The organism is Cellulosimicrobium sp. G4 BAM 1002, from assembly GCF_057126935.1.
Genome location: NZ_CP182109.1, coordinates 107,133 through 132,759 on the forward strand (window position 1 = coordinate 107,133; position 25,627 = coordinate 132,759).

The following is a 25,627-nucleotide window of genomic DNA, read 5'->3' on the forward strand; positions in this document are numbered from 1 at the left end:
GCAGTCGTCAGGAGTCGGCGGGACCGACGAGCCCACGGCCAAGCCGAAGGACGAGCCGATGGACGAGCACAGCCCGCTGCACGACGAGCACGTCGCGCTCGGCGCGAACCTCACGAGCTTCGGCGGGTGGCTCATGCCGTTGCGCTACACGTCCGACCTCGCGGAGCACCGCGCCGTCCGCGAGGCGGCGGGGCTGTTCGACCTGTCCCACATGGGCGAGATCGAGGTGGCCGGGCGGCAGGCTGCGGCGATGCTCGACCACGCGCTCGTCGGGAACCTCAGCGCGGTGGCGCCGGGGCGCGCGCGCTACACGATGATCTGCGCGGAGGACGGCTCGGTCCTCGACGACCTCGTCGTCTACCGCCTGGAGGACGAGCGGTTCCTCGTCGTCGCGAACGCCGGGAACGCCGAGCTCGTGGCGCGCGAGCTGGTGGAGCGGGCGTCAGGCTTCGACGTGACCGTGACCGACCAGGGCGCGGACACCGCGCTGATCGCGGTCCAGGGCCCTCGTGCGGAGGAGATCGTCGCGAGCCTGACCGATGGCGCCGACCCGGCCGCAGCCGCGACGGTCCGCGGGATGAAGTACTACGCGGCTGCCCCGCTCACGCTCCGGACGGGCACGGCCGACGACGCCGCGCCGGTCGACGCGCTCGTCGCGCGCACCGGGTACACGGGGGAGGACGGCTTCGAGCTGTTCGTGCCCGCCGACCGGGCGGCCGGCCTGTGGCGCACGGTCCTCGCCGCGGGGGAGCGGCTGGGTCTGGTCCCGGCGGGCCTGTCCGCGCGCGACTCGTTGCGGCTCGAGGCCGGCATGCCGCTGTACGGCCACGAGCTCGACACCACGACGACGCCCTACGAGGCGGGTCTCGGGCGGGTCGTCAAGCTCGACAAGGTGTCCGACGACGGCACGCCGCTCGAGTTCGTGGGGCGGGCCGCGCTCGCCGCGCGCCGTGCGTCGGCGCCCGCGCGCGTGCTCGTCGGCCTGAAGGGGCTGGGGCGCCGTCCCGCCCGGGCGGGCTACGCCGTCGTGCTGCCGGACGCCGCGCACGAGCCCGGGGGGGCCGTGGGGGAGTCGGCACGGCGGATCGGGACCGTGACGTCGGGCGCGCCGTCGCCCACGCTCGGGCACCCGATCGCCCTGGCGTACGTGACCCCCGAGGTGTCGGCGGAGGGCACGGAGCTCGCCGTCGACGTGCGCGGCCGCGCCGAGCCCGTGGTGGTCGTGCCGCTCCCGTTCTACCGTCGTGCCCAGCAGTCCTGATCGTCCGCGCGACGTCGCGCACCGCACCGTGCCAGCCCGAAGGAGAGTCCCATGACCGACCAGTTCCCCGATCACCTGCAGTACACCGCCGAGCACGAGTGGATCGACGCGTCGGACCCGGCCGTCGTCGGCATCACCGCGACGGCGGCCGAGGCGCTCGGCGACATCGTCTACCTCGAGCTGCCCGAGGTGGGCGCGGAGGTCACGGCGGGGAGCGTCATCGGCGAGGTGGAGTCCACCAAGTCGGTGTCGGAGCTGTTCTCGCCGGTGACAGGCACCGTCGTCGAGGTCAACCAGGCCGCGATCGACGACCCCGCCGTGGTCAACTCCGACCCGTACACCGACGGCTGGCTCTTCAAGGTCGACGTCACGTCGACGGGCGACCTGCTGTCGGCCGAGCAGTACGCGGCTCTCGCCGGAAACTGAGCCAAGTGTGACGTAGATCACACATCCTAGCGGACGCCGGAGCGCGTTCCGAGCCCCCGCTCGGACGTCTCCGGCGTTCGTCGTTCTCGCGCCGGTATGGCGTGTGACCTGCGGCGACGTCGTCATGACGCGACCATCACGCGTGGTCGGGACATTCGCCGGAAGTCCGGGGTGAAAAGTCGCGTCATGAACAGGACGTTCGTCCATCTCTTCTTGTAGCAACACACCGGGTCCGCAACGTGGGGACGTCGTGACCGGGAGAGCAACTGGAGGAGAAACATGAGCACCATCGAGCTGGTCCGCCCCATGGCGGCCCCGTCGGGCATGATCGCTGCGCCGATCGCCCCGCTGACCCGCCGCGAGCGCGTCGTCCTGTCCAACCTGTCGGAGGACGTCACGCTCGAGCAGATCGCCACCAAGCTCTTCGTCACGCGCAACACCGTGAAGTCGCAGGTTCGCAGCCTCTACCGCAAGCTCGGTGTCTCGACGCGCGCGGAGGCGGTGGCCTGGGCTCGCGCCGCCGGCCTGCGCTGACTGGGGTCGCCGGGGGCCGACGGCGTCCCGCGGCGACGACCGTGTCCTGGGCACGGGACGTGTCACCTGCCCGACACGGCTCCGTGCGACACTCCGCGTATGACTCTGCGCAGACTGGTGGTGGCGGCGGCGATCGTTGACGATCTCGCCGCGCCCCGGCTGCTGCTCACGGCGCGCCGCTCACGGCCGCTGCACCTCGCGGGACGCTGGGAGTTCCCGGGCGGCAAGGTCGACCCGGGAGAGACCCCGGTCGAGGCTCTGCACCGCGAGCTGCGTGAAGAGCTCGGCGTGGCGGTCGAGCTCGGCGAGGAGATCGTCGGGCCGGACCACGGCGCCTGGGTCATCACCGACCGGCACGTCATGAGGCTGTGGTTCGCCCGGATCACCGCGGGGGAGCCGCAGCCGCTCGTCGAGCACGACGACCTCGCCTGGCTGGACGCGGGGAGCTGGTTGTCCGTCCCGTGGCTGGACGCGGACGTGCGCATCGTCGAGGAGCTCGCGCGCCAGGTCGCGCCCGAGTCCGTCGGACGGGCGTCCGACGCCTGACTGGCGTCAGCCCCGACTGTTGTCCGGAGTCGGGAGCCCGCCGGCCCAGCGCTCGACCTCCCGACGTGAACGCAGCCGGACCACGACGACGTCCGGCGCCCGCTCTGCGACGCGTCCGGCGAGGTCCCGGTACGTGTGGCGGGTCACCCACGCCCAGCGGACGATGTTCTCCTCCGGCGGCTTGTGCCACGTCCGCCAGATCGGCGGCTCGACGTTCCCGTTCCACAGCTCCTCGCGCCTGAACGAACGGCGCAGCGTGCGCGTCGTGACCTGGGCCATCGTGACGCGGGTCGGCAGGTCGAGCCACACGAGCACCTCGGCCCGCGCGAGGATCAGCGGGCGGGCGGCGGCGTACTGCCACTCGGTGACGAAGGCGTGCTGCGCGAGCAGCGCGCGGACGTCGTCGAGGAACTCCGGTCGCGGCGTCCAGCCAGGCCCGTGATGGAGCCCGTCCATGTCGGTGTGCGGGATCCCCAGGCGTTCGCCGATCCGGCGCGCGAGCGTCGTCTTCCCGGAGCCCGACACCCCCGCCACGGTGATCCGTCGCGGCACGCGCCCGAGGCGGGCGACGACGTCGTCGTCCGGTCCGAGAAGAGGCACCGGAGGAGCCTACCCATCGTTCCCTCCGTTGCGGGCATGAGACGGGCCCGGTCGGACCGTCCCGACCGGGCCCCTCTCATGCCTACGAGCCCTCGGCGTCAGCCGGCCGGCTGGACCCACGGGGACGGCGCCGGGGGAGCGACGACCGGCGGGCGGTCGTTGCAGCTCGGCGCGCTGGGGACGAACCGCCCGAGCCAGTTCACCGTTCCGGGCTCCCACGGGCTGATGGACGTGCCGTCGTTCCCACCGAGGTCGGTCAGCGTGAACTCGGTGCCGCCGGCCGGGAAGTTGAAGGCGCCGCAGTTGTTCACGCCCGCCCAGCCGACGTTGCGTGCGTCGACGTTCTCGAACGACGCCCCACCGCGGACGCGGGCGCTGACGACCGACGTCCCCGTCCCGTCGACCCGGACGTCCTTGAAGACGACGCCCTCGATGGCCACCTGGTCCTTCACGCCCCAGTCGGACACGAGCATGATCGCGTTGTACGTGCTGTCGAGGTAGTGGTCGCCGGTGACGCGGATGTCGGCGTCGATGTCGCGGTCGAGCGCGTAGAACCAGACCGCCCCGAGCCCGATCTTCCAGTTCAGCTCGAACGTGCCCGCGCGCACGGCGGTGTTGTCCGTGAGCTCGAGGTACCCGGCGAACGGCTCCGCGCCGAACCGCGCCCCGACGTGCAGGCCGCTGCCCTCGCGGACCGGGTCCGCGACGAGGTTCGCCCGGACGACGTTGTCGGTGCCGCCGTAGACCGCGATGCCGTTGGCGAGGGTGTTGGACTGGATCGTGTTGTTCTCGAACACGTTGCCGGTGTTCGACAGCTTCTCCGACCACATCGCGAGGCCGTCGTCACCGGTGTTCCGGACGAAGGTGTTGCGCACGACCGAGCCCGTCACGCCCCCGTGGAAGTTCAGCGCGTCGGCGATCTGGTCGACGACGACGGTGTTCTCCACGGTGAGGTTGTCCATCGGCCCGTCGAACCACAGCCCGACCTTCGTGTGCTGGATGTAGAGGCCGGAGATCGACGAGTCGCTCAGCGCGCCGCCGACGCCGTTGACCTGGTCGGTGTCGATGCGCTCGCGCACGTCGCCGACGATAGCGAAGTCGCGCAGGTGCACGTCGCTGCTGCCGCCGTCCTGGGTGTACTTCCCGTAGAACCCGACGCCGGTGTGGACCGAGCCGTCGGGCAGCGGCTCGTCGAGCGCGACCTCCTTGCCCTTGAAGACCGTGTACCAGGAGCCGGCGCCCTGGATCGTGACGTCGTCGACGACGACGTGGCGGTTCACCTGGTAGACGCCAGGCGGGACGTACACCTCGAGGCCCTTCCTCTTGGCGAACGCGATGGCCCGGTCGAGGGCGTCCGCCGAGTCCCGCCTGCCGGTGGGGTCGGCGCCGAACAGCAGGGCGTTCGCGGCGAGCCACCGCACCTTCGGCGGCGCGACCTTCTCGGAGTCGAGCAGGTCGATGACCGTCCACTCCGCGGTGGCGCCTGCGGGCATCGTGAGACGGACCGTGTCGCCCGCCCGGTAGGTCCTGCCGAGCAGCAACCGCTGCTCGTCGTAGAACTTCATGGGACGGAACGGCTTCGCGAACGCCGGGGCAGGCGTCGTCTCCGACGGGACGCACGCGCACTCCGTGACCCACCAGCCCGGCTGGAGCAGGTCCGCCGTCGGGTCGTTGGTGAACGGGTACTGGTTGTACAGGTAGGAGTACTCGGACGTGAGCGTCAGGTGCCGGTCCGGGCCCGCCTTCTTCCCGGCACGCAGGACGGAGACGTCCAGCGGCGACGTGATGCCGCCGCCCGTGGGCGCATCGGGGATCGAGTACCGGACGGTGATCGCGTTCGCGTCCGCGGGGAGCGCGAACTCGACGTGCTGGCCCGCGGTGAGCCGGACCGCCGAACGACCCGACGCCTCCGCCTCGATCGTGTAGGCGTCCCGGCCGGGGCCGATCACGGTCCCGGTCGTGGCCGCGTTCTCGGCCTCCTGCTCGAGGAACGGCACGTCGGCGCCGCGGCCCTCGACGAGTGCGGGGTCGACGGCGGCGCGCGTCACTGGGGTCGCCGGCGTCGCCGGGGGAGGGGGCGTGCCGTGGGCAGGCGCCGACGAGTGGGCAGACGCTGCCGTCCCCGTGACGAGCACGAGGGCGAGCGCTGCGGCTGTCGTGACCCGCGTGGTGCGACGGCGGCGCGACGCGGGGTGATGTGTGCTGCGAATCATCGTTGACCCGTCTTCTCTCGGGAGGCGCGAACGCCTCCGTGCTGACCGGGGGCGTGCTGACCCGCCGGGCCCACTGCACGGTCGCACCTCCGCGCAGGGGCGTTCGTGCGAAACACTAGAACGCCGTTCGAACGAGCACAAGAGGCTGTGCTGATCTTGCGTTATCTCGTTCTTTTCTTGCGAGAACTTGTCGCTACTCGTCGTGCTCGACGCCCGAGCCGCGGTCGGGGAGTGCGGGCTCGTCGCGTTCGGCTCGCGTCGGAGTGGCGTGATCCCCCGCGGACGGGGGTACTTCCGACCGGGAGGCGAGCGCCCTCCCGCGGAGCATGCTCGCGACGTCGGCCAGCGCGCTGCCGACGGGCTGCGGCGCGCGCTCGGGACGCAGGTAGCGCTCGTCGTCCTCGGTGCTCGGACCCGGAGCGCCCCGGGGCACCACCTCGCCCTTCACGACCTCGACGGGGGGACCGCCTCCCGCCGCGGCGCGCCACGCGAGCGTCGCCTCGACGAGCCGCCGGTAGACGCCGGCGTCGAGCGGGTCGCGCAGCCACGCGTCCGCCGCCTCGGCGACGTGCTTCGCGAGCCGTCGTCCGTCGTCCTCCACGTGCGCACCTCCTGCCGTCGTCAGGAGCGTACCCGCGGCTTGCGCGACGGCGGCCGGCACGAGACGGTGACCGACGGAGGTGGTTCCCGTGACCGAGACGTTCCCCCGGATCGCGCAGGTCGTGCTCGACACGACGCACGCGCGGGCGCTCGCGGACTTCTACCGCGAGCTCTTCGGGCTCTCGTACCGCGCCGGGGACGAGCCGCCGGAGCCCGGCGAACCCGACCCGGCCGGCGAGGACTGGCTCGTGCTCCGCGCCGCGCCCGGCGGCGTCCAGCTCGCGTTCCAGCAGGTCGAGGAGCTCGAGCCGTCGACGTGGCCGGAGGGCGACGTGCCGCAGCAGCTCCACCTCGACTGCACGGTGCCCGACGTCGCGGAGCTCGACCGTCAGCACGAGCGAGCCCTCACCCTCGGTGCCCGGCTGCTCCACGACCGCTCCGACGACCCGGACGAGCCCCTGCGCGTCTATGCCGACCCGTCGGGACACCCGTTCTGCCTGTTCGTGGGCTGACGGCGCGGCGGGTCGCATCCGTCAGCCCTCGTCGCCGCTCAGCCCGCCGCGATCTGGGCGAGCGCGGCGAGGTGGGCCTCGACGGCGCGTCGGCCCTCCGGGGTGAGCGTCACCCAGGTGAGGCGGCGGGCGTCGCCACGGGCGGGAGAGCTCTCCTTGCGCACGGTGACGAAGCCCGCGTCGGCGAGCACCCGGAGGTTCTTGGAGAGGTTCGCGTCGGTCACGCCGAGCGTGTCCCGCAGCACCGCGAACTCGAGCTCCGCGCCGCGCCGGAGCGCCCCGCAGATGCGCAGGCGGACGGGCGAGTGGATGACGTCGTTGAACGCGGGGGCCGTCTCGGTGCTCATGCGTCCTCGCGCCCCGACCCTGCCAGCTCGTGGCGGAAGGCGTCGTCGTACCGGCGGCCGAGCACGACGCACGCGACGAACCCGACCGCGGCCGGCACCACGACCCACCCGTACCCGACGTCTGTGAACCGGACGACCAGCGCGGCGGCGAAGGAGAGGACCATCGTCGCGAGCATCACCCGGGAGAGGCGCCTCGAACGTGGACCGGCCGGCTGGCTGAACCAGAGGCCGTAGCGACGGCGATAGACCAGGACGAGCAGCGGCAGGGCAAAGATCACGACAGGGAGCGCGACGAGCGACGCGGGGAAGGGCGCCCCCTGGATGCAGACGATCAGTGCCACGATCGCGCCGAGCGCCACGTGGTACCACCACGGTGTGACGACCTGCGCGGCGAGTCGTGCATCGTCCGCGCCCAGGCCGGACAGCGCCTGCCGTGCTTCGGCCGGCGTCGGCCGGACCGCGGCGGGCAGGGTGTCGTCGCCGCGAAAGTCATTTGCCATGTCGGCAAGACTAGGTGTGACTTGCCGACATGGCAAGCGACCGGTCGTGTGCACATCTCCCCGGTCTGTGGGACAACCGTGGCCGCGCGAGATAGAACCGTGGTCGCGCGAGGTAGAACCGTGGTCGCGCGGGGTAGAACCGTGGTCGTGTCGGACGGCGCGTGGTCGGCTTGGGTGTCGGGGTGGGTGGGGGCGCCGCGTCTACCATCCGCCGCTCGTTCCTCGCGGCTCCCGCCAGGCCCGACCACGACGCGGCGCCCCCACCCACCCCTCCGGCGTCGTCTCGCCCTGGTCTTCGCTCTCGCGGGCGACTCCGGGCGCCCGACCGGGTCGGCCCGTGGACCTGTTCCCGGCGGTGGCCGACCGCGTGTTGGGCTAGGCCGGTCGATGGGCCCGCCCCCACGCGTCGCCGCAGGGGTCGGTGCCGGCGAGAGCGGCGACGCCTGATCAGCGGCACACCCACCGCCGACGTCGGTCGGCCACGAAGATCTACTTCGCGCGACCACGGTTCTACCTCGGCAGACCACGGTTCTACCTCAGCGAGTCCGGGAGCCGGGCGTCCGCCTGGGGTGAGGTGATGGCGGAGCGGGTGGGGCGGGCTCGGATGCGAAGGGCGTCAAGGCCGCGCTCCTCAAACCCGCGCCCGACAGACCACGGCGACGGCGCGGACAGCCCGAGCACCGAGCCCGCCCCGCACGCGGACCCGACCACGAACCAGAGTTCTACTTCGCGCGACCAGAGTTCTACTTCGGCCGACCACGGTTCTACCTCGCGCGACCAGGGTTCTACCCCGACGTCAGGCCGACTTCTCCCGCGGGGTCCGCGCACGCGCCGGCGCCGTACGCGGCACGATCGTCGGATTCACGTTGTCCAGCACCACCTCACGCGTGATCACGACGCGCTCCACATCATCACGCGACGGCACGTCGAACATCACCTGCTGCAACACCTCCTCCATGATCGCCCGCAACCCCCGCGCCCCCGTCCCCCGCAACAACGCCTGCTCCGCGACCGCCTGCACCGCACCCTCGCTGAACTCCAGCTCCACCCCGTCGATCGCGAACATCCGCTGATACTGCTTCACCAACGCGTTCCGCGGCTGCGTCAAGATCCGCACCAACGCCTCCACATCCAACGCCGACACCGACGCGATCACCGGCAACCGACCGATGAACTCCGGGATCAACCCGAACCGGTGCAGATCCTCCGGCCGCACCTGCGCGAACAGATCCTCCCCCGCACCCGTCTCGATCGGCGCACCAAACCCCACCCCACGCTTACGCGCACGCGCCGCCACGATGTCGTCCAACCCCGCAAAAGCCCCCGCCACGATGAACAACACGTTCGACGTATCGACCTGGATGAACTCCTGATGCGGATGCTTACGACCACCCTGCGGCGGCACCGACGCACTCGTCCCCTCGATGATCTTCAACAACGCCTGCTGCACACCCTCACCCGACACATCACGCGTGATCGAGGGGTTCTCCGCCTTCCGCGCCACCTTGTCGATCTCATCGATATAGATGATCCCCGTCTCAGCCTTCTTCACATCGAAGTCAGCCGCCTGCACCAGCTTCAACAAGATGTTCTCCACGTCCTCACCGACATACCCCGCCTCGGTGAGCGCCGTCGCATCCGCGATCGCAAACGGCACGTTCAACATCCGCGCCAACGTCTGCGCCAGATACGTCTTCCCCGTCCCCGTCGGACCGATCAACAGAATGTTCGACTTCGCCAGCTCCACATAGTCCGGGTCGTCCGCGCCGACCATCTCGCCGTCGGCCTCCGCGGCGGCGGCGGCACGGACGCGCTTGTAGTGGTTGTGCACCGCGACGGCGAGCGCGCGCTTCGCGGGATCCTGTCCCACGACGTACCGGCTGAGGTGCGCGAAGATCTCGTGCGGCGTCGGCAGGGGTCCGTCACCGGTCACGATGTCCTGCGACGCCGCCTCGGTCTCGCGGTCCTCCTCGACCATCTCGAGGCACAGTGCGACGCACTCGTCGCAGATGAAGACGCCGGCGGGCCCGGCGATGAGCCGCTTGACCTGGCGCTGCGACTTGCCGCAGAACGAGCACGTGAGCGCGTCTGCCGCGCGGGGGCCGCGCTGGCCGCGCGGCGTGCCGCCGTCGTCGGTGCCGTCGGAGCGTGCCACAGGGTGCCTCCAGTCGGTGCGGGTGCGGTCGGCTGCGGCCGATCGTAGCCCCAGCCCACGACACGCCGGGAGCGCCGGCACCTGAGGGCGTGCCGCCGCGCCCGTCGTCAGGCGCCGAGCAGGAGCAGCCGGCTCGTCATGCGGTCCGCGTCGGGCCGGTCGGGGAGCGCGGCGCGGAACGTCGCGAGGTCGTGCGGCGACGTCACGACGAGCCCGACGTCGGCGTCGCACAGCACGTCCACGACCGCGATGAACCGCTGCTGCGCCTCTCGGTCGACATCCGTCAGCAGCGGGACGTCGGTGACGACCCACCGGCGGAAGCGCGTGGCCCAGTCGAGGTACTCGAGCGTCGACGTCGGCCGCACCGCGAGCTCCTCGAACGTCGCCCACAGCTCACCGCCGGAGTCGCCGGCACCGCTGCCGTGGTCGCCGCGGGCCGCGGTGACGACGAACTCGCGCGTCCCGGTGCGGATCGTCGCGGTCGCGCCGGGCCCCGGGGGGACGAGGCCCTGCGCGGCGAGCTGCGCCGTCGTGCCGGGGGAGAGCCACCGTCCGCCGGAGAACCCGCCCCGGCCGCGGGCCCCGAGCGTCCGGTAGTCGGTCGGACCGGCGAGCTCGACGACGTCGAGGTGCGCGCGCAGGAGCGCGATCCCCGGTTCGGCGAGGTGGTGCCACAGCGGGTTGGGCAGGAGCGCCTCGGGCTGGTAGTTGGAGGTCGCGAGCACGACGACGCCCGCGTCGAAGGCGCGGCGCAGGAGCCGCGTGAGGAGGGTCGCGTCGCCGGAGTCGTGGAGGTGGAGCTCGTCGAGGCACAGCAGCGTCGTGCCGTGCAGGAGGTCGTCGATCGCGGCGTCGACGGTCCCGGGCGGCAGGTCGACCGGCTCGTCGCCAGGAGGCGTGCTCGCGTCGGGAGCGGCGCCGTCAGCCCGGCGGTCCGAGCCCTGGGGCGCCTGGCGTGTGCGCCACCCCCGCGTGGGACCCCGCTGCCCGACGGCGGGGCGGGCCCCCGCGAGGGCCGCCAGCCGGTGCGCGTGGATCGCCGCGTGCAGCGCGCGGAACAGGTCGTACACGTGCACGCGCCGCACCGAGACGGCGGGGAGCTCGGGGGCCAGGGCTGCCACGAACGCCGAGGCCAGCCACGACTTCCCGCGCCCCGCGGGCCCCCACACGTACAGCCCGCGGACGGGACGTCGTCGGGCACCGGGACGCTGCGGTGAGCCGGCGAGCTCGCCCCCGAGACGGACGAGGCGGTCGAGGAGCACCCGCTGGTCCCGGTCGAGCGTCAGACCCTCGCGCACGGCTGCCGCCTCGACCGCGTGGCGCACGCGGTCGAGGCGGGAGCGGGTCACCGGGTCAGCCTAGGCGCGGCGTCCGCGCAGGGCCTTGACCCAGACGTCCACGACGTCCCAGACGGCGATGACGACGGTCACCGCGATGATCCCGTTCGAGAGCCACGTCAGGGAGTCGCCGCCGGAGGCCTCGAGGAACGCCGGGTTGACGAGGCGGTCGGCGTTCGCGAGCCACACGACCGCGCCGGCGAACAGCGTCGCGGTGAGCGTGTTGACGACGGCGAGGCCGACGGTCCACCGGCCGCGGACGTAGGTGACGATCGTGAGCACGATGTCGACCGCGACGATCGCCAGGAGTGCGACGATCCAGGCGGGCCACAGATCCGGGTGCAGCACGGGGATCGCGGTGCCGTCGGTCTCGTGGAACCACGAGACCGTGGGCTGCAGCAGGAGCGCTGCGGCGACCAGCACGAGCAGCCCCACCGACGCGACCGTGTCGACGAGCGAGACCTCGCGCCGGGGCCGTTCGGTCGGCAGGCGGTCGACGGTCCAGGGGCCGGTGAGGTCGCCCGGCCTCGTGCCGGTGCGTTCCATGACCACGAACACGAGGGTGGTCCAGAACGCGATCTGCAGCGCGACGGTCGCGGCCGTCCACAGGCCTGCCCAGATCGCGGAGCCGACGGGGTCGCCGTCGACGAGGTCGACCGTGAGGACGACGGCCCCGGGGACGAGGCTGAACCAGAGCAGCACCTTGAGGAGGCGCAGCCAGTCGAGGTAGAGCGCCGGGCCGATGAGGTAGAGCGGCCGGCCGGCGAGGTCGGCGGCGAGCCGGTCGGGATCGCCGAGGTCGTTGAGCACGTCCGTCTCCGCCTCCTGCGGGTCGGTGCCGGACTCGATCTTGGCCTCGACCGCGTCGGCGACGGACGCGCGCAGCTCCTGCTCGAGGTCCGCGTGCTGGTCCGCGGGGACGCTGCGGAGGGTCGCGGCGACGTAGCGGTCGGTGAGCGTCATGACGTGCCTTCCTGGGAGTTGATGGTCTGCAGGCTCTGCGCGAGGGAGGTCCACTCCCCGAGCAAGGTGCGGGCGAGCTCGTCGCCGGCGGGCGAGGTCCGGTAGAACTTGCGCGGCCGGGCCTCGTCGGTGTTCCACTCGCTGACGAGGAGGCCCTGCTTCTCGAGGCGGCGCAGGAGCGGGTACAGCGTGTTGGCGTCCACGGGCAGGTCGGCGGCGGCGAGGGCCTCGAGCAGCCCGTAGCCGTAGCCGGGGGTCCGCAGCATGAGGAGGCTCGCGACGACGACGGAGCCGCGCCGCACCTCCTGGCTGTGCCCCGCGACGATCTCTGGATCGGTCATGCGTCACACCATAGTGTGCGTCGCACAGTATGCGCAAGAGGCACACCATTGTGCCCGCGCATGGTGGCTAGACTTGAACGGTTCCAGAATGCGTGCGTCGTACCTGTGCCGGGAGGCTTCCGTGACCGACCTGATCGACACCACCGAGATGTACCTGAAGTCGATCTACGAGCTGCAGGAAGAGGGGATCCCCCCGCTGCGCGCGCGGATCGCCGAGCGCCTCGGACACTCGGGCCCGACCGTCTCCCAGACCGTGGCGCGCATGGAGCGTGACGGCCTCGTCGTCGTCGGCGGCGACCGCCAGCTCGAGCTCACCGCCGCGGGCCAGCAGACCGCCGTGCGCGTCATGCGCAAGCACCGTCTCGCCGAGCGGCTCCTCACCGACGTCATCAAGCTCGACTGGGAGCAGGTGCACACCGAGGCGTGCCGCTGGGAGCACGTGATGAGCGACCGCGTCGAGCAGCGCCTCGTCGCGCTCCTCGACCACCCCGCGCACGACCCCTACGGCAACCCGATCCCGGGCCTGCGAGAGCTGGGGGAGGAGCTGCCCGAGGTCGAGTACCTCGACGGCGTCGTGTCGCTGCCGCGGCACCTCGCAGCCCACGGCGTACGGGCCGGTGACCAGGCGCGCGTCGTCCTGCAGCGCATCGCCGAGCCGGTCCAGGTCGACGTCGAGCTGCTCGCGCGCTTCGCCGAGGCCGGGATCTTCCCGCGGCAGGTGCTCGTCGTGGCGGTCGGCGCCGGCGTCGTCACCGTGTCCGGCGAGGGCGCCCCGACGGTCCTCGACCTGCCCGACGACGTCGCGCGCCACCTCTTCGTGACGGCGGACTGACCCGGGACCAAGACCCGACGTGCCGAGCCCGGGGTTGCGTGCCGATCAGGCCGTCGATCGACACGCAACCCCGGGTTCGGCGTCGGATCCGGGGTCCGTGGGCGTCGTCAGCGCGCGGCGCCCGCCAGGGTCCCCGAGACCGTGCCCTCGTACGGCTCGATGATGCACTGGACCGTGCGGTCGCCCGCCACCCAGTTCTGCTTGCCCGGCGGGAACCACCAGAGGTAGAGCTCCGAGTCGTCGTAGGTGAGCCCGACGAACCGCTCGAACTCCTGCGTGCAGTACTCGTCCGCCATGACGTGGATCTGCTCGTCCCCGGGGAACTGGCCGTCGGCCAGCGTCGTCACGGCGTAGACCTCGGACCGGTGCTCCCCCTCGCACGTGGTCACCGGGACCGTGAAGACGTTCTCGCCCAGGGCGTCGCCGTCGAAGCAGTCGCCCACCGCGAGCTCGGCGACGTGCTTGTCGACGGGCGCGGCGGCGGCCGGCTCCTCCGGCTGCGTCGCCTCGGGCTCGGTCGTCTCCTCCGTCGTCGGCTCGGACGCGAGATCGTCGCCTGGCTCCTCGGTCACCGTCCCGGACGGGTCGGCGAGGTCGCTCGGGCCGGACGTCGTCGTCGCTGCGAACATGCCGGCGCTCACCGCGACCACGAGCGCGACGATCCAGCCGACCGCGAGCACCGAGCCGGTCACGACGGCGGCGATCCCCCATGAGCGCGCGCGGCCGGCCTCGTGCCGGGTCTCGTCGAGCCGGCCGGCGCGGAGCGCGCCGGACGCGCGCTGCGACGCGAGGAGCGCCGGGATGGCGAGCGGCCAGCACAGGATGAACGCGGCGACGACCCAGCCGACGTTCGTCGACGGGGGACGCGGCGGGACCCCGCCGGTTCCCGGCGCGCCGGTGGCGTACGGCGAGCCGGGCGCGGCGCCGTACGGCGGCCGCGGTGCGCCGGGCGCGGAGCCGTAGGGTCCTGGCGGAGTGCCTGGCGTCGGGGGAGGCCCGTACGACGGCGGTGCGGGGGCCGCGTACGACGGCTGCGGCGCGGTGGGGGACGGTGCCGGGCCGCCGGGCGGGGTGAACGAGCCCGCCGGGGGAGCCGGTGCGTAGGGATCGGGCTGCGGGATCCCCGGAGGCGGGGTCGCCGGGCCCTGTGGCAGGGGAGGGCGGTCGGGGTCGGGTGCGGTCACAGGGGCCTCGGCTCGTCGTCGGGAGGGGTGCGCGGACGCAGGTCCCGAGGGCCGTGACGTCGGTGCGACGTGCGTATGTGTACCACAAGCGCACCGACGTCCGGGAGGGCCCCGGACGCGCCGAACCCCGGCCTGCGCACCGATCGTGACGTCGACGGGTGCGCGGACCGGGGTCCGGCGGTGCGGGTGTCTCGGGAGGCGGGGTGTCAGGCGACGATGAGGCCTGCGGTCTGGGTCTTGGCGCGCTGGAGGCGGGCCTCGGCGTCGGACCAGTTGACCAGGTTCCACCAGGCGGTGACGTAGTCGGCGCGCACGTTCTGGTAGTCGAGGTAGTAGGCGTGCTCCCAGACGTCGAGCAGGACGATGGGGGTCAGGCCGAGGGCGATGTTGCCCTGCTGGTCGTAGAGCTGGACGGTGATGAGCTTCTGCCCGATGGAGTCCCAGGCGAGGATGGCCCAGCCGGAGCCCTGGACGCCGGCGGCGACGGCGGCGAACTGCTTCTTGAACGCGTCGAAGGAGCCGAAGTTCTCGTCGATCGCGGCGCCGATCTCGCCGGTGGGCTCGCCGCCGCCCTCGGGGGAGAGGTTGGTCCAGAAGGCGGAGTGGTTGACGTGGCCGCCGAGGTTGAACGCGAGGTTCTTCTCGTGGAGGTTGATCGCGGCGAAGTCGCCGGTCTCGCGGGCCTCGGCGAGCTTCTCGAGGGCGGTGTTGGCGCCGGTGACGTAGGCCTGGTGGTGCTTGGAGTGGTGCAGCTCCATGATCCGCCCGGAGATGTGCGGCTCGAGCGCACCGTAGTCGTACGACAGCTCGGGGAGAGTGTAGACAGGCATGGTTCCTCAGGTTCCTTCCGTCGGTGTACCGCCACGCTAGGACCTCGACCACGGTTGAGGTCAAGGTGGGCGCACTGTGATCTTGCAGGTCGGACGCGCGCCTCGCTCGACGCGCGATGCGTCCACGGCGGCGCGACGATGGAGCGATGGGGACCGTCACCGAGTATCTCGCCGGCGTGGACGAGCCGGACCGCACGGCGCTCGCGCGGGTGGTCGAGGTCGCGCGCGACGTCGCGCCGGACGCGACCGAGGGCACCAGCTACGGGATGCCGGCACTCCTGCACCGCGGCAAGGCGCTGCTGAGCGCGATGGCGTCGGCGAAGCACCTCGCGGTCTACCCGTTCAGCCCCGCGGCGGTGACGGCGGTCGAGTCCCGGCTCGACGGCTTCTCCCACGCCAAGGGGACGATCCGGTTCTCCGCCGACCAGCCGCTCCCGGACGACGTCGTGCGCGACCTCGTCCGGCGGCGTGTCGAGGAGATCGACGCGCAGCTCGACCGCTGACCGTTCATCGCGTGCGACGGCCAAGCCGCCACGGACCCGGGGGCGCGCCGAATCGCGACGATCTCGCTGGGCCGCACGTGCGCCGTCGGGCACGATGGGCGGATGCCCGACGACGCCCGCCCCGGCCTGCGCGTGACGCCCGCCCTGGTCGTCCCGGAGTCAGAGCTGTCCTGGCGGTTCTCCCGGTCGTCCGGCCCGGGCGGCCAGGGCGTCAACACGACGGACTCGCGCGTCGAGCTGTCGTGGGACGTCGTCGGGTCGGGGACACTGACCGACGCGCAGCGGGAGCGCCTCGTCGAGCGGCTCGGACGACGGCTCGTCGGCGGGGTCCTGACGGTCGCCGCGTCCGAGCACCGCGAGCAGCGGCGCAACCGCGCGGCGGCCCGCACCCGGCTCGCCGTGCTCGTCGCCGACGCCCTGGCTCCGCCCGGTCCGCCGCGTCGTGCGACCCGCCCGACCCGAGGGTCCGTCGAGCGGCGGATCGGCGCGAAGAAGCGACGGACCGACGTCAAGCGTCTCCGCCGGCCCCCGCAGGACTGACTCGAGCACGAGGCTCCTCACGGTCGAGCCCGAGGTTGCTGTCGTCATCGCCTCGAGAACGACAGCAACGTCGTGCTCGGCGGGAGTCAGAGGCGTCGCGCGAGCTCCGGGTAGTCGACGACGAGCCCGTCGGCGTCGACCGTGAGGTCGGCGGTGAAGTCACGCGTGGCGCTCGTGTAGGTCACGGCACCGTGACCCGTCGCCGGGTCGAGCGGTGCTCGCGCGGCGTAGACCTGGTCGCTGCGCAGCACGCGCAGCGACGGCAGCTCGACCCACGCCATGACGAACGCGGTCTCGCCCGGTGGCGGGCTGTCCCCCAGCAGACCGAGGCGCAGGATCGGCATGGTGTTGGTCACCGGGCACAGCGCGACGTCGCAGTCGAGCGCGCCGGCGAGGGAGCCGGGGTCGTCGATCCCCGGCGCCGCCAGGCCCTCCGGCGCCGCGCCGGACTCGCTCACGTCGGCGTGCCACGCGCCGTCGGGCTCCCGGAAGAGCTCGAGGTGTCGTGACCAGCCCCCGGACCGACCCAGCGCGCGGACCGAGATGTCGAGGTGCTCGGTGACCCAGCCGGGTCCGGTCCGCAGTGCCCACGCCGTCGCGTACCCCGTCGCGCGCGACGTCCCGAGCGCCGACAGCCGGTCACGGTCGAACGTGACGGTGGCCGCCTCGAGGCGGTCCGGGTCGTCGTCCCACCCCGTCCACGCGACCTGCCTCGTCACAGCGCTCACGACGGTCAGTCTGAGTCGAAAAGGCGGTGCCCGCGCGGCGAGCGCATGGCAGTGTCGCCGTCATGACGTCTCGCATCTCGCACACCACGTTCGACGCGCGCGACTCCTACGCGCAGTCCGTCTTCTGGGCCCAGGTGCTCGGGTACACCGACGTGCCCGGCGACCCCAACCTCCCCGGCCACGAGGAGTGCATGATCATCCCGCCGGACGACGCGACGACGCCCCTCGAGAGCCGCGGCCACCTGCTGTTCGTCGAGGTTCCCGACGACAAGCAGCTCAAGAACCGCGTCCACCTCGACCTGCGGCCGACCGACCGGACGCGCGAGGAGGAGGTCGAGCGCGTGCTCGCGCTCGGCGCGACCCAGGTCGCCGACCGCCGCACGCCCGACGGTGCGGGCTGGGTCGTCCTCGCCGACCCGGAGGGCAACGAGTTCTGCATCCTGCGCAGCGACGCGGAGCTCGCCGAGGCCGCCGGCTGACGGGCCCGCGGGCCGGTCAGGTGAGCGCCGCGCGGGCAGCGCGGGCGACGGCGGCCGCGAGCCGGTCGAGCGACGTCGAGTGGAGCCGCCACTGCTGCCAGTGCTGCGGCACGTCGACGGCGCGCGCGTCGTCGAACCCGACGACCCGGCCCGCACGCTCGGCCGCTGCGCTCTGCAGGTCGGGGAGCATGCCCCAACCCATGCCGAGCTCGATCGCCCGGCGGAACTCGTTCGACGCGGGGACGAAGTGGCGCGGCGGGTCGAGCGCCGGCCGGCCCGACCCGGCCCGCAGGCGCAGGTAGCGCTCCTGCAGGTCGTCCTTGCGGTCGAACGCGAGCACGGGCGCGCGGCCGAGCGCCGCGGGCGTCGGACCGCCGGGGAACCAGCGCTCCACGAACGCGGGGCTCGCCATCGGCCGGTAGCGCATCTGCCCGAGCAGCGTCGAGCGGCACCCGGGCACGGCCTCGGCGACCGAGGACACCGCGGCGACGGCCGTCCCGTCGCGCAGGAGCCCGATCGAGTGCTCCTCGTCCTCGCGCAGCACGTCGAGCCGCGCCCACGCCGACGCCTCGACGAGAGCCGGCAGCGCCCAGGTCGTCATCGCGTCGCCCGACACGACGAGCGTGATCTCGGGCAGCGGCCCGTCCGCGCCGTCGTCGCCCCCGCCGTGCGTGCCGACCGCCTGCCGCCCGGTACCGCCGACGCCCAGCTCCGCGAGCACGTCGGCCTGCTGGAGCGCGAGGTGCCGCGCGTGCCGCACGAGCACCTGACCGGGCGAGGTGAGGGTCGCCGGACGACCCCGCCGCACGAGGACCTGCCCCACCGCGGACTCGAGCGCGCGCATGCGCTGGCTCACCGCGGAGGGCGTGACGCCGAGCTCCCGCGCGGCGGCGTCGAACGTTCCCGTCGCGGCGATCGCCTCGAGCGCGCGGAGCTGATCGGGCTGCAGATCGACCATGAGCGCATCTTACGGAGGAGCAGAATCTTTCGCTGTACTTCATCATCGGTCCGCGCCTAGCGTGGACGTCGTGCTCGCCTCGCTCTCGCCCCTCGCCGCCGGCCTCGGTGCCGGGCTGTCGCTCATCGTCGCCATCGGCGCGCAGAACGCGTTCGTCCTGCGACAGGGGCTGCGCCGCGAGCACGTCCTGCCGGTCGTCGTGGTCTGCGCCGTGTCGGACCTCGTCCTCATCGCCGCGGGCACGGCGGGGCTCGGCGCGCTCGTCACGGGTGCGCCGGCACTCCTCACGGCCGTCAGGTGGGGAGGCGGTGCGTTCCTGCTGGCTCTCGCCGCGGTGGCGGCCCGACGTGCGCTGCGGCCCGCCGGGCTCGACCCCGCCGCGGGCACGGGCGCGTCCTCGGCGCGCGCCGCCGTCGGGACGTCCCTCGCGCTGACCTGGCTCAACCCCCACGTCTACCTCGACACCGTCCTCCTGCTCGGCACCCTCGCCGCGGGCTACGCGGCCGCCCACACGGGCAGCCCGGGCGTACTCGAGCCCGACGCCGCGCGCTGGCTCTTCGGCGCCGGCGCCATGGTCGCGAGCGTCGTCTGGTTCACCGCGCTCGGCTTCGGCGCGCGGCTGCTCGCGCCGGTGTTCGCGCGCCCGGTCGCGTGGCGCGTGCTCGACGGCGCGATCGCCGTCGTCATGGCGGCGATCGGAGTGTCGCTGCTCCTGGGCTCCTGAACCGGCTCCTGAACCGGCGCCTGAACCGGCGCCTGAGACGGCGCGGCCCGCCCCCGCCTCAGGGCCGGCGCCGACCACCTCAGGCCCTCGCGATGCCCGGCTGAGGCATGCCGCCGCCGCACTGAGGCGCCGGCGACCTCGAACCGTGCCCGCACGTCCGATGCGCCGCGGGACGTCTCAGCGCGAGCGTGAGGACGTCGGCCGGTTCCGGGCAGGGGCCCGGGCCACGTGGCCGCCCCGACAGGAGGTTCCCATGCGTGCCCATGACCGTGCGGTCCTGGCGAGCGCCGCCGTCGTCGTCCTGAGCGCCGTCGCGGCGTGCGCGGCCGCCCCCACGCCGACCGACCCGTCGATCGCGGACGTCACCTACCTCGGCCTCCCGGCCGAGGGCGGCGACCTGCGTCCGCAGGTCGACCCGGAGTCGCCCGGCGTCGGGTACGCCCGCGGCGCCGAGCCCCGGACGGTGAACGTCGTGACCGTCGGCTCGAGCTCGTGCCCGCTGACCCCCGTCGACTACACGTGGGACGAGGAGGATCGGTCGATCACGTTCCGCTTCGGGCGCCGCGAGGGCACCGACCACTACCCGTGCACGCTCGACGTCGCGCCCTCGACGAGCGTCGTCGTCGTCCCGCAGCTCCCGCACGACGCCCCGGTGACGGTCGTGACGAAGGACGGGGACGTCGTCCTGCCCGTCGCCCGCTGACGGGGCGCCGCGGCGCTCAGGTGAGGTGGTCGAAGTCCCCGCGCACCCACGCCGCGTGGCGCTCGGCCGAGCGCAGCACGACCTCGCGCGCGTCGGCCGGGATGACGCCCTCGAAGTTGTTGTAGAGCCGCTCGAACGGTCGCCGCGCGACGTGCTCGGCGACCCTCAGCACGACGGCGCCCGAGAGGGGGATGCGGTTGGGGTAGGACCGCATGAAGCTCACGGACGTGCGGTCCGGGTTGGCGAAGATCGTGTCCCCGGACAGGAGCACACCGCGGCCCTCCGCCCCGGCGGCCCAGTGCACGACGGCGCTCCCGGGAAAGTGCCCGCCGGGCTGCGACAGCACGACGCCGGGCAGCACCTCGCGCTCGCCCGTCCACGTCTCGATCACCGCGTCGGGGCGCGCGACCCAGTGCGCGTCGGCCTCCGCGACGAGGACGGGGACGCCGCCGAGCGCACGGCTCCACTCGACCTGCACACCGAACATGTGCGGGTGGCTCGCGGCGATCGCGACGACCGGGCCGAGCGCGAGGACCTGGGCGACGGCGTCGCCGTCGAGGTAGCCGGGCGGGTCCCACAGGAGGTTGCCGGCCGGCGTGCGCACGATCTTGGACTGCTGCCCGATCCCCACGCTCGGCTCGCTCGACACGCCGAACAGGTCCGGCTCGAGCTCCGTCACCACGATGCGCTCGCCCGCCGCGGCGAGCTCCGCGAGCGTCGTCCAGGCCTGGCCGGTCGCGGGCACCCACTGGCGCTCGTCGTCGCAGATCGCGCACACGTCGGGCCGCGTCGCGTGCTCGACGGCGCACGTGCGGCAGATCCACCACGCCGCGTCGGCGACGGGCTCGTGACCGGCCGGCGCGGGGGAGGGCTGGGAGGGGGGCGGCGTCGTCGTCATGGCAGATGTCTACCTCTCCCCACCCACGCCCGGGAAGAGGGCGCCGGCGCCGCGCACCCGGCGGCCACCCCGGCGAGCCTGTGGTTGGCTCGTCCCGTGACCGGCCACGATCCCGACTTCCTCGGCGTCCCCGTCCCCCTGCCTCGCTCGACCCGCACCCTGCGCGAGCTGCCGTCCACCCACTTCACCGTCCAGCTCGACCCGGAGCGCCGGCTCGCCGCCGCCACGGTGGTCGACGTCGACGGTGCGCTCCTGCGCGAGGTCCCGCGCGGCGACGACTGGCACCTCGACCCGCGGGTCCCCGCGTCCGAGCAGGCGGGGCCCGAGCTGTACGCGCGCAACGACCTCGACCGCGGGCACCTCGTGCGGCGCCGCGACCCGGTGTGGGGTGACCTGGCCGACGCCCGCCGAGCGAACACCGAGACGTTCGCCTATCCCAACGCGGCGCCGCAGGCCGCGCAGTTCAACCAGTCGAAGGAGCTGTGGAACGGGCTCGAGGACCACGTGCTCGACCACGCCGAGGCCGGGCGGCAGCGCCTCGTCGTGCTCACCGGGCCGGTCCTCGCGCCCGGCGATCCCGTGTACCGCGGCGTCGGGATCCCCCGGCTGTTCTGGAAGGTCGCCGCGTGGGCACGGCCGACGAGCCCGACCGACGCCGCGCCGCGGCTCGCCGCGACGGCTTTCGTGCTGGACCAGACCCCCCAGCTCGACGGGATCGACCTGCGCGCCGCGGACGCGCGGGCGCTCGCGGCCGGCGAGGTCCCGCCGCTCGGCCCTTTCCGCACGTTCCAGGTGCCGGTCGGCGAGGTCGAGGCGCTCACCGGCCTCGACCTCGGGCCGCTCGTCGCGGCCGACGTCCTGCCGCCGACCGGCCCCGTGCCGTCGCCGGCCCCGCCGGCCGGGCCGGAGCGACGCGCGTGGACGGAGCTGCGCGCCCCCTCGGACGTCGTCCTGCGCTGACGTGCGGCGACGCGGGGGCACTTCGGACGCGACACAGGCGTGGGAACGCTTCCACCGCGCCGGGTCGTCGGGATAGCGTGGGGTCTCCGGGCGCCGCCCGTCACCGCCGACACGGTCCACGCCCGGGAGATCGACATGTCCACCACGCTCGACGACGTCGCCGCGGCCGCCCGCGTCTCGCGGTCGACGGCGTCGCGCGTCATCCGCGGCGACGGCCCGGTCTCGGACGAGGCGCGCCGGGCGGTCCTCGCCGCCGTCGAGCGGCTCGGGTACGTCCCGCACCCGGGGGCCAGGGCGCTCGCGAGCGGCCGGGGCGAGCGCATCGTCGTCGCCGTCGGGTCGCCGTCGGCGGACCTGCTCGCGGACCCCTACGTCGCACGCGTCGTCGCGGCGGCGAGCCGTGCCGCCGACACCCAGGGCGTCGGCGTGGCGCTGCGCTGGCTCGGGCGCGACCCGCGGGAGGAGCTGCGACGGCTCGCCCGCGACCCGGGCGTGGGCGGGGTCCTGCTCGTCGACTACTCGGCCGACGTCCTCACCCACGTCCCGCGCGAGCTCGCGTCGCGCGTGGCGGCGATCGGTCCCGCCGACGGTCGGGTGCCGTCGTACGACGTCGACGCCGCCGCGGGGATCACCGCGCTCGTCGAGCACGTCCTCGCCGAGGGGCGCCGCGCCGTCGTCATGCTCGCCGGCCCGCGCTGGCTCCCCGGCGCGCAGCGCGCCGTCGAGGCGTACGCCGCCGTCGTGGACGCCGCCGGGATCCCCGCACGCGTGGTCGCCGCGGACCTCACCGCAGCGGCCGGCGCGGACGCCGCGCGCGAGGCCCGGCGGCGCTGGCCGACGGCGGACGCGCTCGTCGCGATGAGCGACACCCTCGCGGTGGGCGCCCTGCGCGCCCTCGCGGAGGACGGCGTCCGCGTGCCCGACGACGTCGCCGTCACCGGGTTCGACGACCAGCCCTTCGCCGAGCAGGCCGGGCCCGGCCTGACGACGGCGACCCACCCCGTCGAGCAGATCGCGGCCGCCGCGACGGCGGCTCTCCTGGGACGCCGTCGCGACGGCGACGAGAGGTTCCCGTCCGTCGTCGTGCGGCGCGGGACCACCTGACCTCGGCGCGGTGCCCCGTCACTCCTCGGGCGACGTGGTGCGCCCGTTGCTGTCGCGGAGCGCGCGCGCCTGCTCGACGGCCTTCTCGCGCTTGGCCGCCTTCTTGTCGCTCGCGCGCGTGTCGCGCGGCGGGAGCTGGAGCTGCTCCTCGGCGGCGAGGCCGCCCTGCAGCTCGCGCGAGCGCTCGAGCTCGGCGTCGAGCTGGGCGCCGAGCAGGAGGGCGAGATTGGTGATCCACAGCCACAGCAGGAAGACGATGACACCCGCGAGCGTGCCGTACGTCGCGCCGTAGCTGCCGAAGTTCGAGACGTAGAAGCCGAAGCCCGCGGACGCGACGGCCCACACGACGATCGCGAGCATCGCCCCGGGGCTGACCCACCGGAACTTGGGCTGCTTCACGTTCGGCGTCAGGTGGTACAGCAGCGCGATGACGATCACGACGAGCAGGAGCGCCACCGGCCACTTGGCGATCTGCCACACCGCGATCGCGGTGTCGCCCAGGCCCACGAGCTCGCCCACCTGGCGCGCGATCGGCCCGGAGAGCACGAGGCTCCCCACGACCAGACCGGCGAGGAGGACGACGATCACGGTCACGCCCAGCATCACGGGGCGCAGCTTCCAGATCGGGCGACCCTCCTCGACCTCGTAGATCCGGTTCATCGTGCGGCCGAACGCACCGACGTAGCCGGAGGCCGACCAGAGCGCCAGCACGAGACCGATGACCAGGGCGAATCCCGCCCGCGGGGCGTCGGCGGCGTTCTCGACGAGCGGCTCGACGGTCTGCAGCGTGTCCTCCGGGACGATGCCCTCGACGCTCGACATCACGGCGTTGACGGCCTTCTCGCCGTCGCCGACGAGGCCGAGGACCGACACGAGCGCCAGCAGCGCAGGCGCCGCGGCCAGCACCGCGTAGTACGTGAGCGCGGCGGCGAGGTCGGTGCACTGGTCGTCCATGAACTCCCGGACAGCGCCCTTGAGCGCGAAGCCCCACGACGGCTTGTGCAGCTCGGAGGGTGAGCTCGGCTTGCGCTCGTCGTCCGGGTGCGGCGCTCGCTCGGCCCGGGTGTCCGGGTCCCGACGGGGCGCGGGCTCGGCGTCGGGCGCGTGGCGTCCGGTGCTGGCGGTCATGGGTTCCTCCTCGGTCGGCGCCCTGACGGCCGCGGCCGTGGCGGTCGCGGCGGCCCTGTCCCGGACCGCTTCCAGGTTCCGTGGGCACGCGCGTGCTCGCAACCGACGAGCGGTGCGGTGGTCGGGCGAGAGGTGCCCCACCCGGCGGGTCACGCGTTCTGCATGACGACATCGTCATCCGATGTCGGCATGCTGGCGGGGGAGGGTTCGCCGCTGCGACGTCGGAGGAGCCATGGCCGCTGCACCACCCACAGCACCGGGGGACCCGGTGCCGGACGACGTCGCCGCGCGCCTCGCCGCGCTGGAGCGCGAGAACGCGCAGCTGCGGCGGCTCGTCGCCGAGCGTCCGGAACCGCCCGGACCCGGGCCCTCGGCGCCCGCGCGTCCGTCCACCGGCCGCCGTCCCGGGCGCACCGTCGCGGCCGTGTGCTGCCTCGTCCTCGCGACGCTCCTCGCGCCGCTGGCGGTGGTCGGGGCATGGGCCGAGCGGGTCCTCACGGACACGGACCGCTACGTCGCGACGGTCGCGCCCCTGGCCCAGGACCCCGTGGTGCAGTCCGCCGTCGCCGGGCGCATCACGCAGGAGGTGATGACCCGGCTCGACGTCGCCACGCTCGTCCAGGACGCGGTCGGCGAGCTCCAGGGCAGGCTCGAGGACCGCGACCTCGCCCCCCGGGCGACCGCTGCGCTCGGCGCGCTCGAGGCGCCCCTGACGAGCGGCGTCGAGTCGTTCGTCCGCGAGACGGCGGACCGCGTCGTCAGCAGCCCCGAGTTCGCGTCCGCCTGGACCGAGGCCAACCGGGTCGCGCACCGCCAGCTCGTCCAGGTGCTGCAGGGCGCGGACGGCGAGGTGCTGCAGGTGGGGCAGGACGGTCAGCTCACGATCCAGCTCTCCGGGGTGATCGACCTGCTCAAGGAACGCCTCGTGGCGCGTGGGCTCGACGCCGCGGAGAACATCCCGAGCGTCGAGGCGTCGTTCACCCTCGCGCAGACGACCCAGCTCGTCGAGGTGCAGAACCGGTACGCGCAGGTGGTCGCGCTGGGCACCTGGCTGCCCTGGGTCGTGCTCGGCCTGTACGCGGCGGGCGTGCTGATCGCCGTGCGACCGCTGCGTGCCCTGCTGGGCGCCGGGCTCGCGCTCGCGCTCGCGATGGTGGCCCTCGGCGCCGGCCTCGCGGTCGCCCGTGGGCTCTACCTCGACGTGCTCACGGGTCAGGTCCTGCGCCTCGACGCCGCGGAGGTCGTGTTCGACCAGCTCGTGTCGTTCCTGCGCGGCACCCTGCGCACGGTCGGGGTGCTCGGCCTCGTCGTGGCGCTCGCGGCCTATCTCGGCGGGGGGAGCGACTCGGCGCGCGCCCTGCGTCGTGGCGTCGCCTCGGGCATGGACCGGCTGCGCACCCGGGCGGAGGACCGCGGCGTCTCCACGGGCCGCGTGGGGACGTGGCTCGGCCGTCACGGTCGTGCCGTCCGGGTGGGCGTCCTCGCGCTCGCCGCGCTGGTCCTGCTGCTGGCGGCGCAGCCGACGCCCGCGCTCGTCGTCGGGACCGCGGTCGTGGCGGGCCTGGTCCTCGTGGTGCTGCGCCTCCTGGAGCGGCCCGCTCCGCACGAGGAGCCGGACCCGGACGAGGCGGAGCGGCCCGTCGGGGCGAGGACGGGATGAGTGCCGCGCGCGGCCGTCGGCCCCCGCGGCCGAGGACCGCGACCAGGACAGGGGCGGGACG

General features: G+C 73.7%; 29 protein-coding genes. 14 read left to right on the forward strand and 15 right to left on the reverse strand.

Annotated features, from left to right (window positions below; genetic code table 11):
* The first annotated feature begins 58 nt into the window (after positions 1–58).
* The 4 genes from gcvT (at position 59) to ACMXGY_RS00435 (ending at position 2,767) form a co-directional block, all read left to right on the forward strand.
* A complete protein-coding gene (gene gcvT / locus ACMXGY_RS00420; protein WP_483776754.1) occupies positions 59–1,261 on the forward strand; it encodes a glycine cleavage system aminomethyltransferase GcvT in 1,203 nt (400 codons plus the stop codon).
* Positions 1,262–1,312: 51 nt separating this feature from the next.
* Entirely contained in the window at positions 1,313–1,687 is a 375-nt protein-coding gene (gcvH, locus tag ACMXGY_RS00425) for a glycine cleavage system protein GcvH (protein ID WP_483774918.1), read from the forward strand.
* A 306-nt stretch (positions 1,688–1,993) separates the two neighbouring features.
* Entirely contained in the window at positions 1,994–2,221 is a 228-nt protein-coding gene (locus ACMXGY_RS00430) for a LuxR C-terminal-related transcriptional regulator (RefSeq protein WP_483776755.1), read from the forward strand.
* Between the two features lie 99 nt (positions 2,222–2,320).
* Positions 2,321–2,767, forward strand: a complete 447-nt coding sequence (locus tag ACMXGY_RS00435) for a (deoxy)nucleoside triphosphate pyrophosphohydrolase (protein WP_483774919.1) — start codon at positions 2,321–2,323, stop codon at positions 2,765–2,767.
* Between the two features lie 6 nt (positions 2,768–2,773).
* On the opposite strand, the gene ACMXGY_RS00440 is transcribed toward ACMXGY_RS00435, so the two are convergent.
* From ACMXGY_RS00440 to ACMXGY_RS00450, 3 genes are all read right to left on the reverse strand, one after another.
* Entirely contained in the window at positions 2,774–3,367 is a 594-nt protein-coding gene (locus ACMXGY_RS00440) for a P-loop NTPase family protein (RefSeq protein ID WP_483774920.1), read from the reverse strand.
* Between the two features lie 98 nt (positions 3,368–3,465).
* The gene (locus ACMXGY_RS00445) at positions 3,466–5,580 is read right to left on the reverse strand and encodes a glycosyl hydrolase family 28-related protein (RefSeq protein ID WP_483774921.1); all 2,115 of its coding nucleotides are present in this window, start codon (positions 5,578–5,580) and stop codon (positions 3,466–3,468) included.
* Between the two features lie 193 nt (positions 5,581–5,773).
* Complete coding sequence (locus tag ACMXGY_RS00450; protein ID WP_483774922.1) at positions 5,774–6,181, reverse strand: hypothetical protein; 408 nt, start codon at positions 6,179–6,181, stop codon at positions 5,774–5,776.
* 88 nt (positions 6,182–6,269) lie between these two features.
* On the opposite strand from ACMXGY_RS00450, the gene ACMXGY_RS00455 reads away from it, so the two are divergent.
* Positions 6,270–6,692: a VOC family protein gene (locus ACMXGY_RS00455; RefSeq protein WP_483774923.1), complete on the forward strand. Its 423-nt coding sequence runs from the start codon at positions 6,270–6,272 to the stop codon at positions 6,690–6,692.
* 38 nt (positions 6,693–6,730) lie between these two features.
* Here ACMXGY_RS00455 and ACMXGY_RS00460 read toward each other — a convergent pair whose 3' ends face one another.
* The 6 genes from ACMXGY_RS00460 to ACMXGY_RS00485 all read right to left on the reverse strand — a co-directional run bounded on the left by ACMXGY_RS00460 (position 6,731) and on the right by ACMXGY_RS00485 (position 12,335).
* Positions 6,731–7,039: a transcriptional regulator gene (locus ACMXGY_RS00460; protein ID WP_483774924.1), complete on the reverse strand. Its 309-nt coding sequence runs from the start codon at positions 7,037–7,039 to the stop codon at positions 6,731–6,733.
* Entirely contained in the window at positions 7,036–7,539 is a 504-nt protein-coding gene (locus ACMXGY_RS00465) for a hypothetical protein (protein WP_483774925.1), read from the reverse strand. The genes ACMXGY_RS00460 and ACMXGY_RS00465 overlap by 4 nt, the downstream gene beginning before the upstream one ends.
* 796 nt (positions 7,540–8,335) lie before the next feature.
* Positions 8,336–9,694: an ATP-dependent Clp protease ATP-binding subunit ClpX gene (gene clpX / locus ACMXGY_RS00470; RefSeq protein WP_483774926.1), complete on the reverse strand. Its 1,359-nt coding sequence runs from the start codon at positions 9,692–9,694 to the stop codon at positions 8,336–8,338.
* A 107-nt stretch (positions 9,695–9,801) separates the two neighbouring features.
* Entirely contained in the window at positions 9,802–11,043 is a 1,242-nt protein-coding gene (zapE, locus tag ACMXGY_RS00475; protein ID WP_483774927.1) for a cell division protein ZapE, read from the reverse strand.
* A 9-nt stretch (positions 11,044–11,052) separates the two neighbouring features.
* Positions 11,053–11,994: a permease prefix domain 1-containing protein gene (locus ACMXGY_RS00480; RefSeq protein ID WP_483774928.1), complete on the reverse strand. Its 942-nt coding sequence runs from the start codon at positions 11,992–11,994 to the stop codon at positions 11,053–11,055.
* Positions 11,991–12,335, reverse strand: coding sequence for a PadR family transcriptional regulator (locus ACMXGY_RS00485; RefSeq protein WP_483774929.1), 345 nt, complete (start codon positions 12,333–12,335; stop codon positions 11,991–11,993). The genes ACMXGY_RS00480 and ACMXGY_RS00485 overlap by 4 nt, the downstream gene beginning before the upstream one ends.
* A 121-nt stretch (positions 12,336–12,456) precedes the next feature.
* Here ACMXGY_RS00485 and ACMXGY_RS00490 point away from each other — a divergent pair, with 121 nt between their 5' ends.
* Entirely contained in the window at positions 12,457–13,167 is a 711-nt protein-coding gene (locus ACMXGY_RS00490; protein WP_483774930.1) for an iron-dependent transcriptional repressor DtxR, read from the forward strand.
* 107 nt (positions 13,168–13,274) lie between these two features.
* Here ACMXGY_RS00490 and ACMXGY_RS00495 read toward each other — a convergent pair whose 3' ends face one another.
* Together ACMXGY_RS00495 and ACMXGY_RS00500 are read right to left on the reverse strand one after the other, a co-directional pair.
* Positions 13,275–14,351, reverse strand: a complete 1,077-nt coding sequence (locus ACMXGY_RS00495) for a septum formation family protein (protein WP_483774931.1) — start codon at positions 14,349–14,351, stop codon at positions 13,275–13,277.
* Positions 14,352–14,557: 206 nt separating this feature from the next.
* Entirely contained in the window at positions 14,558–15,181 is a 624-nt protein-coding gene (locus ACMXGY_RS00500) for a superoxide dismutase (protein WP_483773333.1), read from the reverse strand.
* A 146-nt stretch (positions 15,182–15,327) separates the two neighbouring features.
* Between ACMXGY_RS00500 and ACMXGY_RS00505 the strand changes: the two genes are divergently transcribed.
* Together ACMXGY_RS00505 and arfB are read left to right on the forward strand one after the other, a co-directional pair.
* Complete coding sequence (locus tag ACMXGY_RS00505; RefSeq protein ID WP_483774932.1) at positions 15,328–15,684, forward strand: iron chaperone; 357 nt, start codon at positions 15,328–15,330, stop codon at positions 15,682–15,684.
* A 102-nt stretch (positions 15,685–15,786) separates the two neighbouring features.
* The gene (arfB, locus tag ACMXGY_RS00510; protein WP_483774933.1) at positions 15,787–16,224 is read left to right on the forward strand and encodes an alternative ribosome rescue aminoacyl-tRNA hydrolase ArfB; all 438 of its coding nucleotides are present in this window, start codon (positions 15,787–15,789) and stop codon (positions 16,222–16,224) included.
* A gap of 86 nt (positions 16,225–16,310) precedes the next feature.
* Here arfB and ACMXGY_RS00515 read toward each other — a convergent pair whose 3' ends face one another.
* Positions 16,311–16,952 carry a putative glycolipid-binding domain-containing protein gene (locus ACMXGY_RS00515; RefSeq protein WP_483774934.1) on the reverse strand — a complete coding sequence of 214 codons (642 nt, stop codon included), beginning with the start codon at positions 16,950–16,952 and terminating at the stop codon, positions 16,311–16,313.
* 62 nt (positions 16,953–17,014) lie between these two features.
* Here ACMXGY_RS00515 and ACMXGY_RS00520 point away from each other — a divergent pair, with 62 nt between their 5' ends.
* Positions 17,015–17,431 carry a VOC family protein gene (locus ACMXGY_RS00520; RefSeq protein ID WP_483774935.1) on the forward strand — a complete coding sequence of 139 codons (417 nt, stop codon included), beginning with the start codon at positions 17,015–17,017 and terminating at the stop codon, positions 17,429–17,431.
* 16 nt (positions 17,432–17,447) lie between these two features.
* Here the strand turns inward: ACMXGY_RS00520 and ACMXGY_RS00525 are convergent, their stop codons facing one another.
* A complete protein-coding gene (locus tag ACMXGY_RS00525) occupies positions 17,448–18,389 on the reverse strand; it encodes an ArgP/LysG family DNA-binding transcriptional regulator (RefSeq protein ID WP_483774936.1) in 942 nt (313 codons plus the stop codon).
* A 70-nt stretch (positions 18,390–18,459) separates the two neighbouring features.
* Here ACMXGY_RS00525 and ACMXGY_RS00530 point away from each other — a divergent pair, with 70 nt between their 5' ends.
* Positions 18,460–19,113, forward strand: coding sequence for a LysE/ArgO family amino acid transporter (locus ACMXGY_RS00530; RefSeq protein ID WP_483774937.1), 654 nt, complete (start codon positions 18,460–18,462; stop codon positions 19,111–19,113).
* A gap of 253 nt (positions 19,114–19,366) precedes the next feature.
* On the forward strand, positions 19,367–19,816 hold the full coding sequence (locus ACMXGY_RS00535; protein WP_483774938.1) for a hypothetical protein: 450 nt from the start codon (positions 19,367–19,369) through the stop codon (positions 19,814–19,816).
* Positions 19,817–19,832: 16 nt separating this feature from the next.
* Here ACMXGY_RS00535 and ACMXGY_RS00540 read toward each other — a convergent pair whose 3' ends face one another.
* Positions 19,833–20,714, reverse strand: coding sequence for an MBL fold metallo-hydrolase (locus ACMXGY_RS00540; RefSeq protein WP_483774939.1), 882 nt, complete (start codon positions 20,712–20,714; stop codon positions 19,833–19,835).
* 96 nt (positions 20,715–20,810) lie between these two features.
* Between ACMXGY_RS00540 and ACMXGY_RS00545 the strand changes: the two genes are divergently transcribed.
* A complete protein-coding gene (locus ACMXGY_RS00545) occupies positions 20,811–21,674 on the forward strand; it encodes a DNA/RNA non-specific endonuclease (protein WP_483774940.1) in 864 nt (287 codons plus the stop codon).
* A gap of 135 nt (positions 21,675–21,809) precedes the next feature.
* Positions 21,810–22,778, forward strand: coding sequence for a LacI family DNA-binding transcriptional regulator (locus tag ACMXGY_RS00550; protein WP_483774941.1), 969 nt, complete (start codon positions 21,810–21,812; stop codon positions 22,776–22,778).
* An 18-nt stretch (positions 22,779–22,796) separates the two neighbouring features.
* Here ACMXGY_RS00550 and ACMXGY_RS00555 read toward each other — a convergent pair whose 3' ends face one another.
* Positions 22,797–23,906 (reverse strand): YihY/virulence factor BrkB family protein, encoded by a 1,110-nt coding sequence (locus ACMXGY_RS00555; RefSeq protein WP_483774942.1) that lies wholly within the window; start codon positions 23,904–23,906, stop codon positions 22,797–22,799.
* 232 nt (positions 23,907–24,138) lie between these two features.
* On the opposite strand from ACMXGY_RS00555, the gene ACMXGY_RS00560 reads away from it, so the two are divergent.
* Positions 24,139–25,566, forward strand: a complete 1,428-nt coding sequence (locus ACMXGY_RS00560) for a hypothetical protein (protein WP_483774943.1) — start codon at positions 24,139–24,141, stop codon at positions 25,564–25,566.
* Positions 25,567–25,627 lie beyond the last annotated feature (61 nt).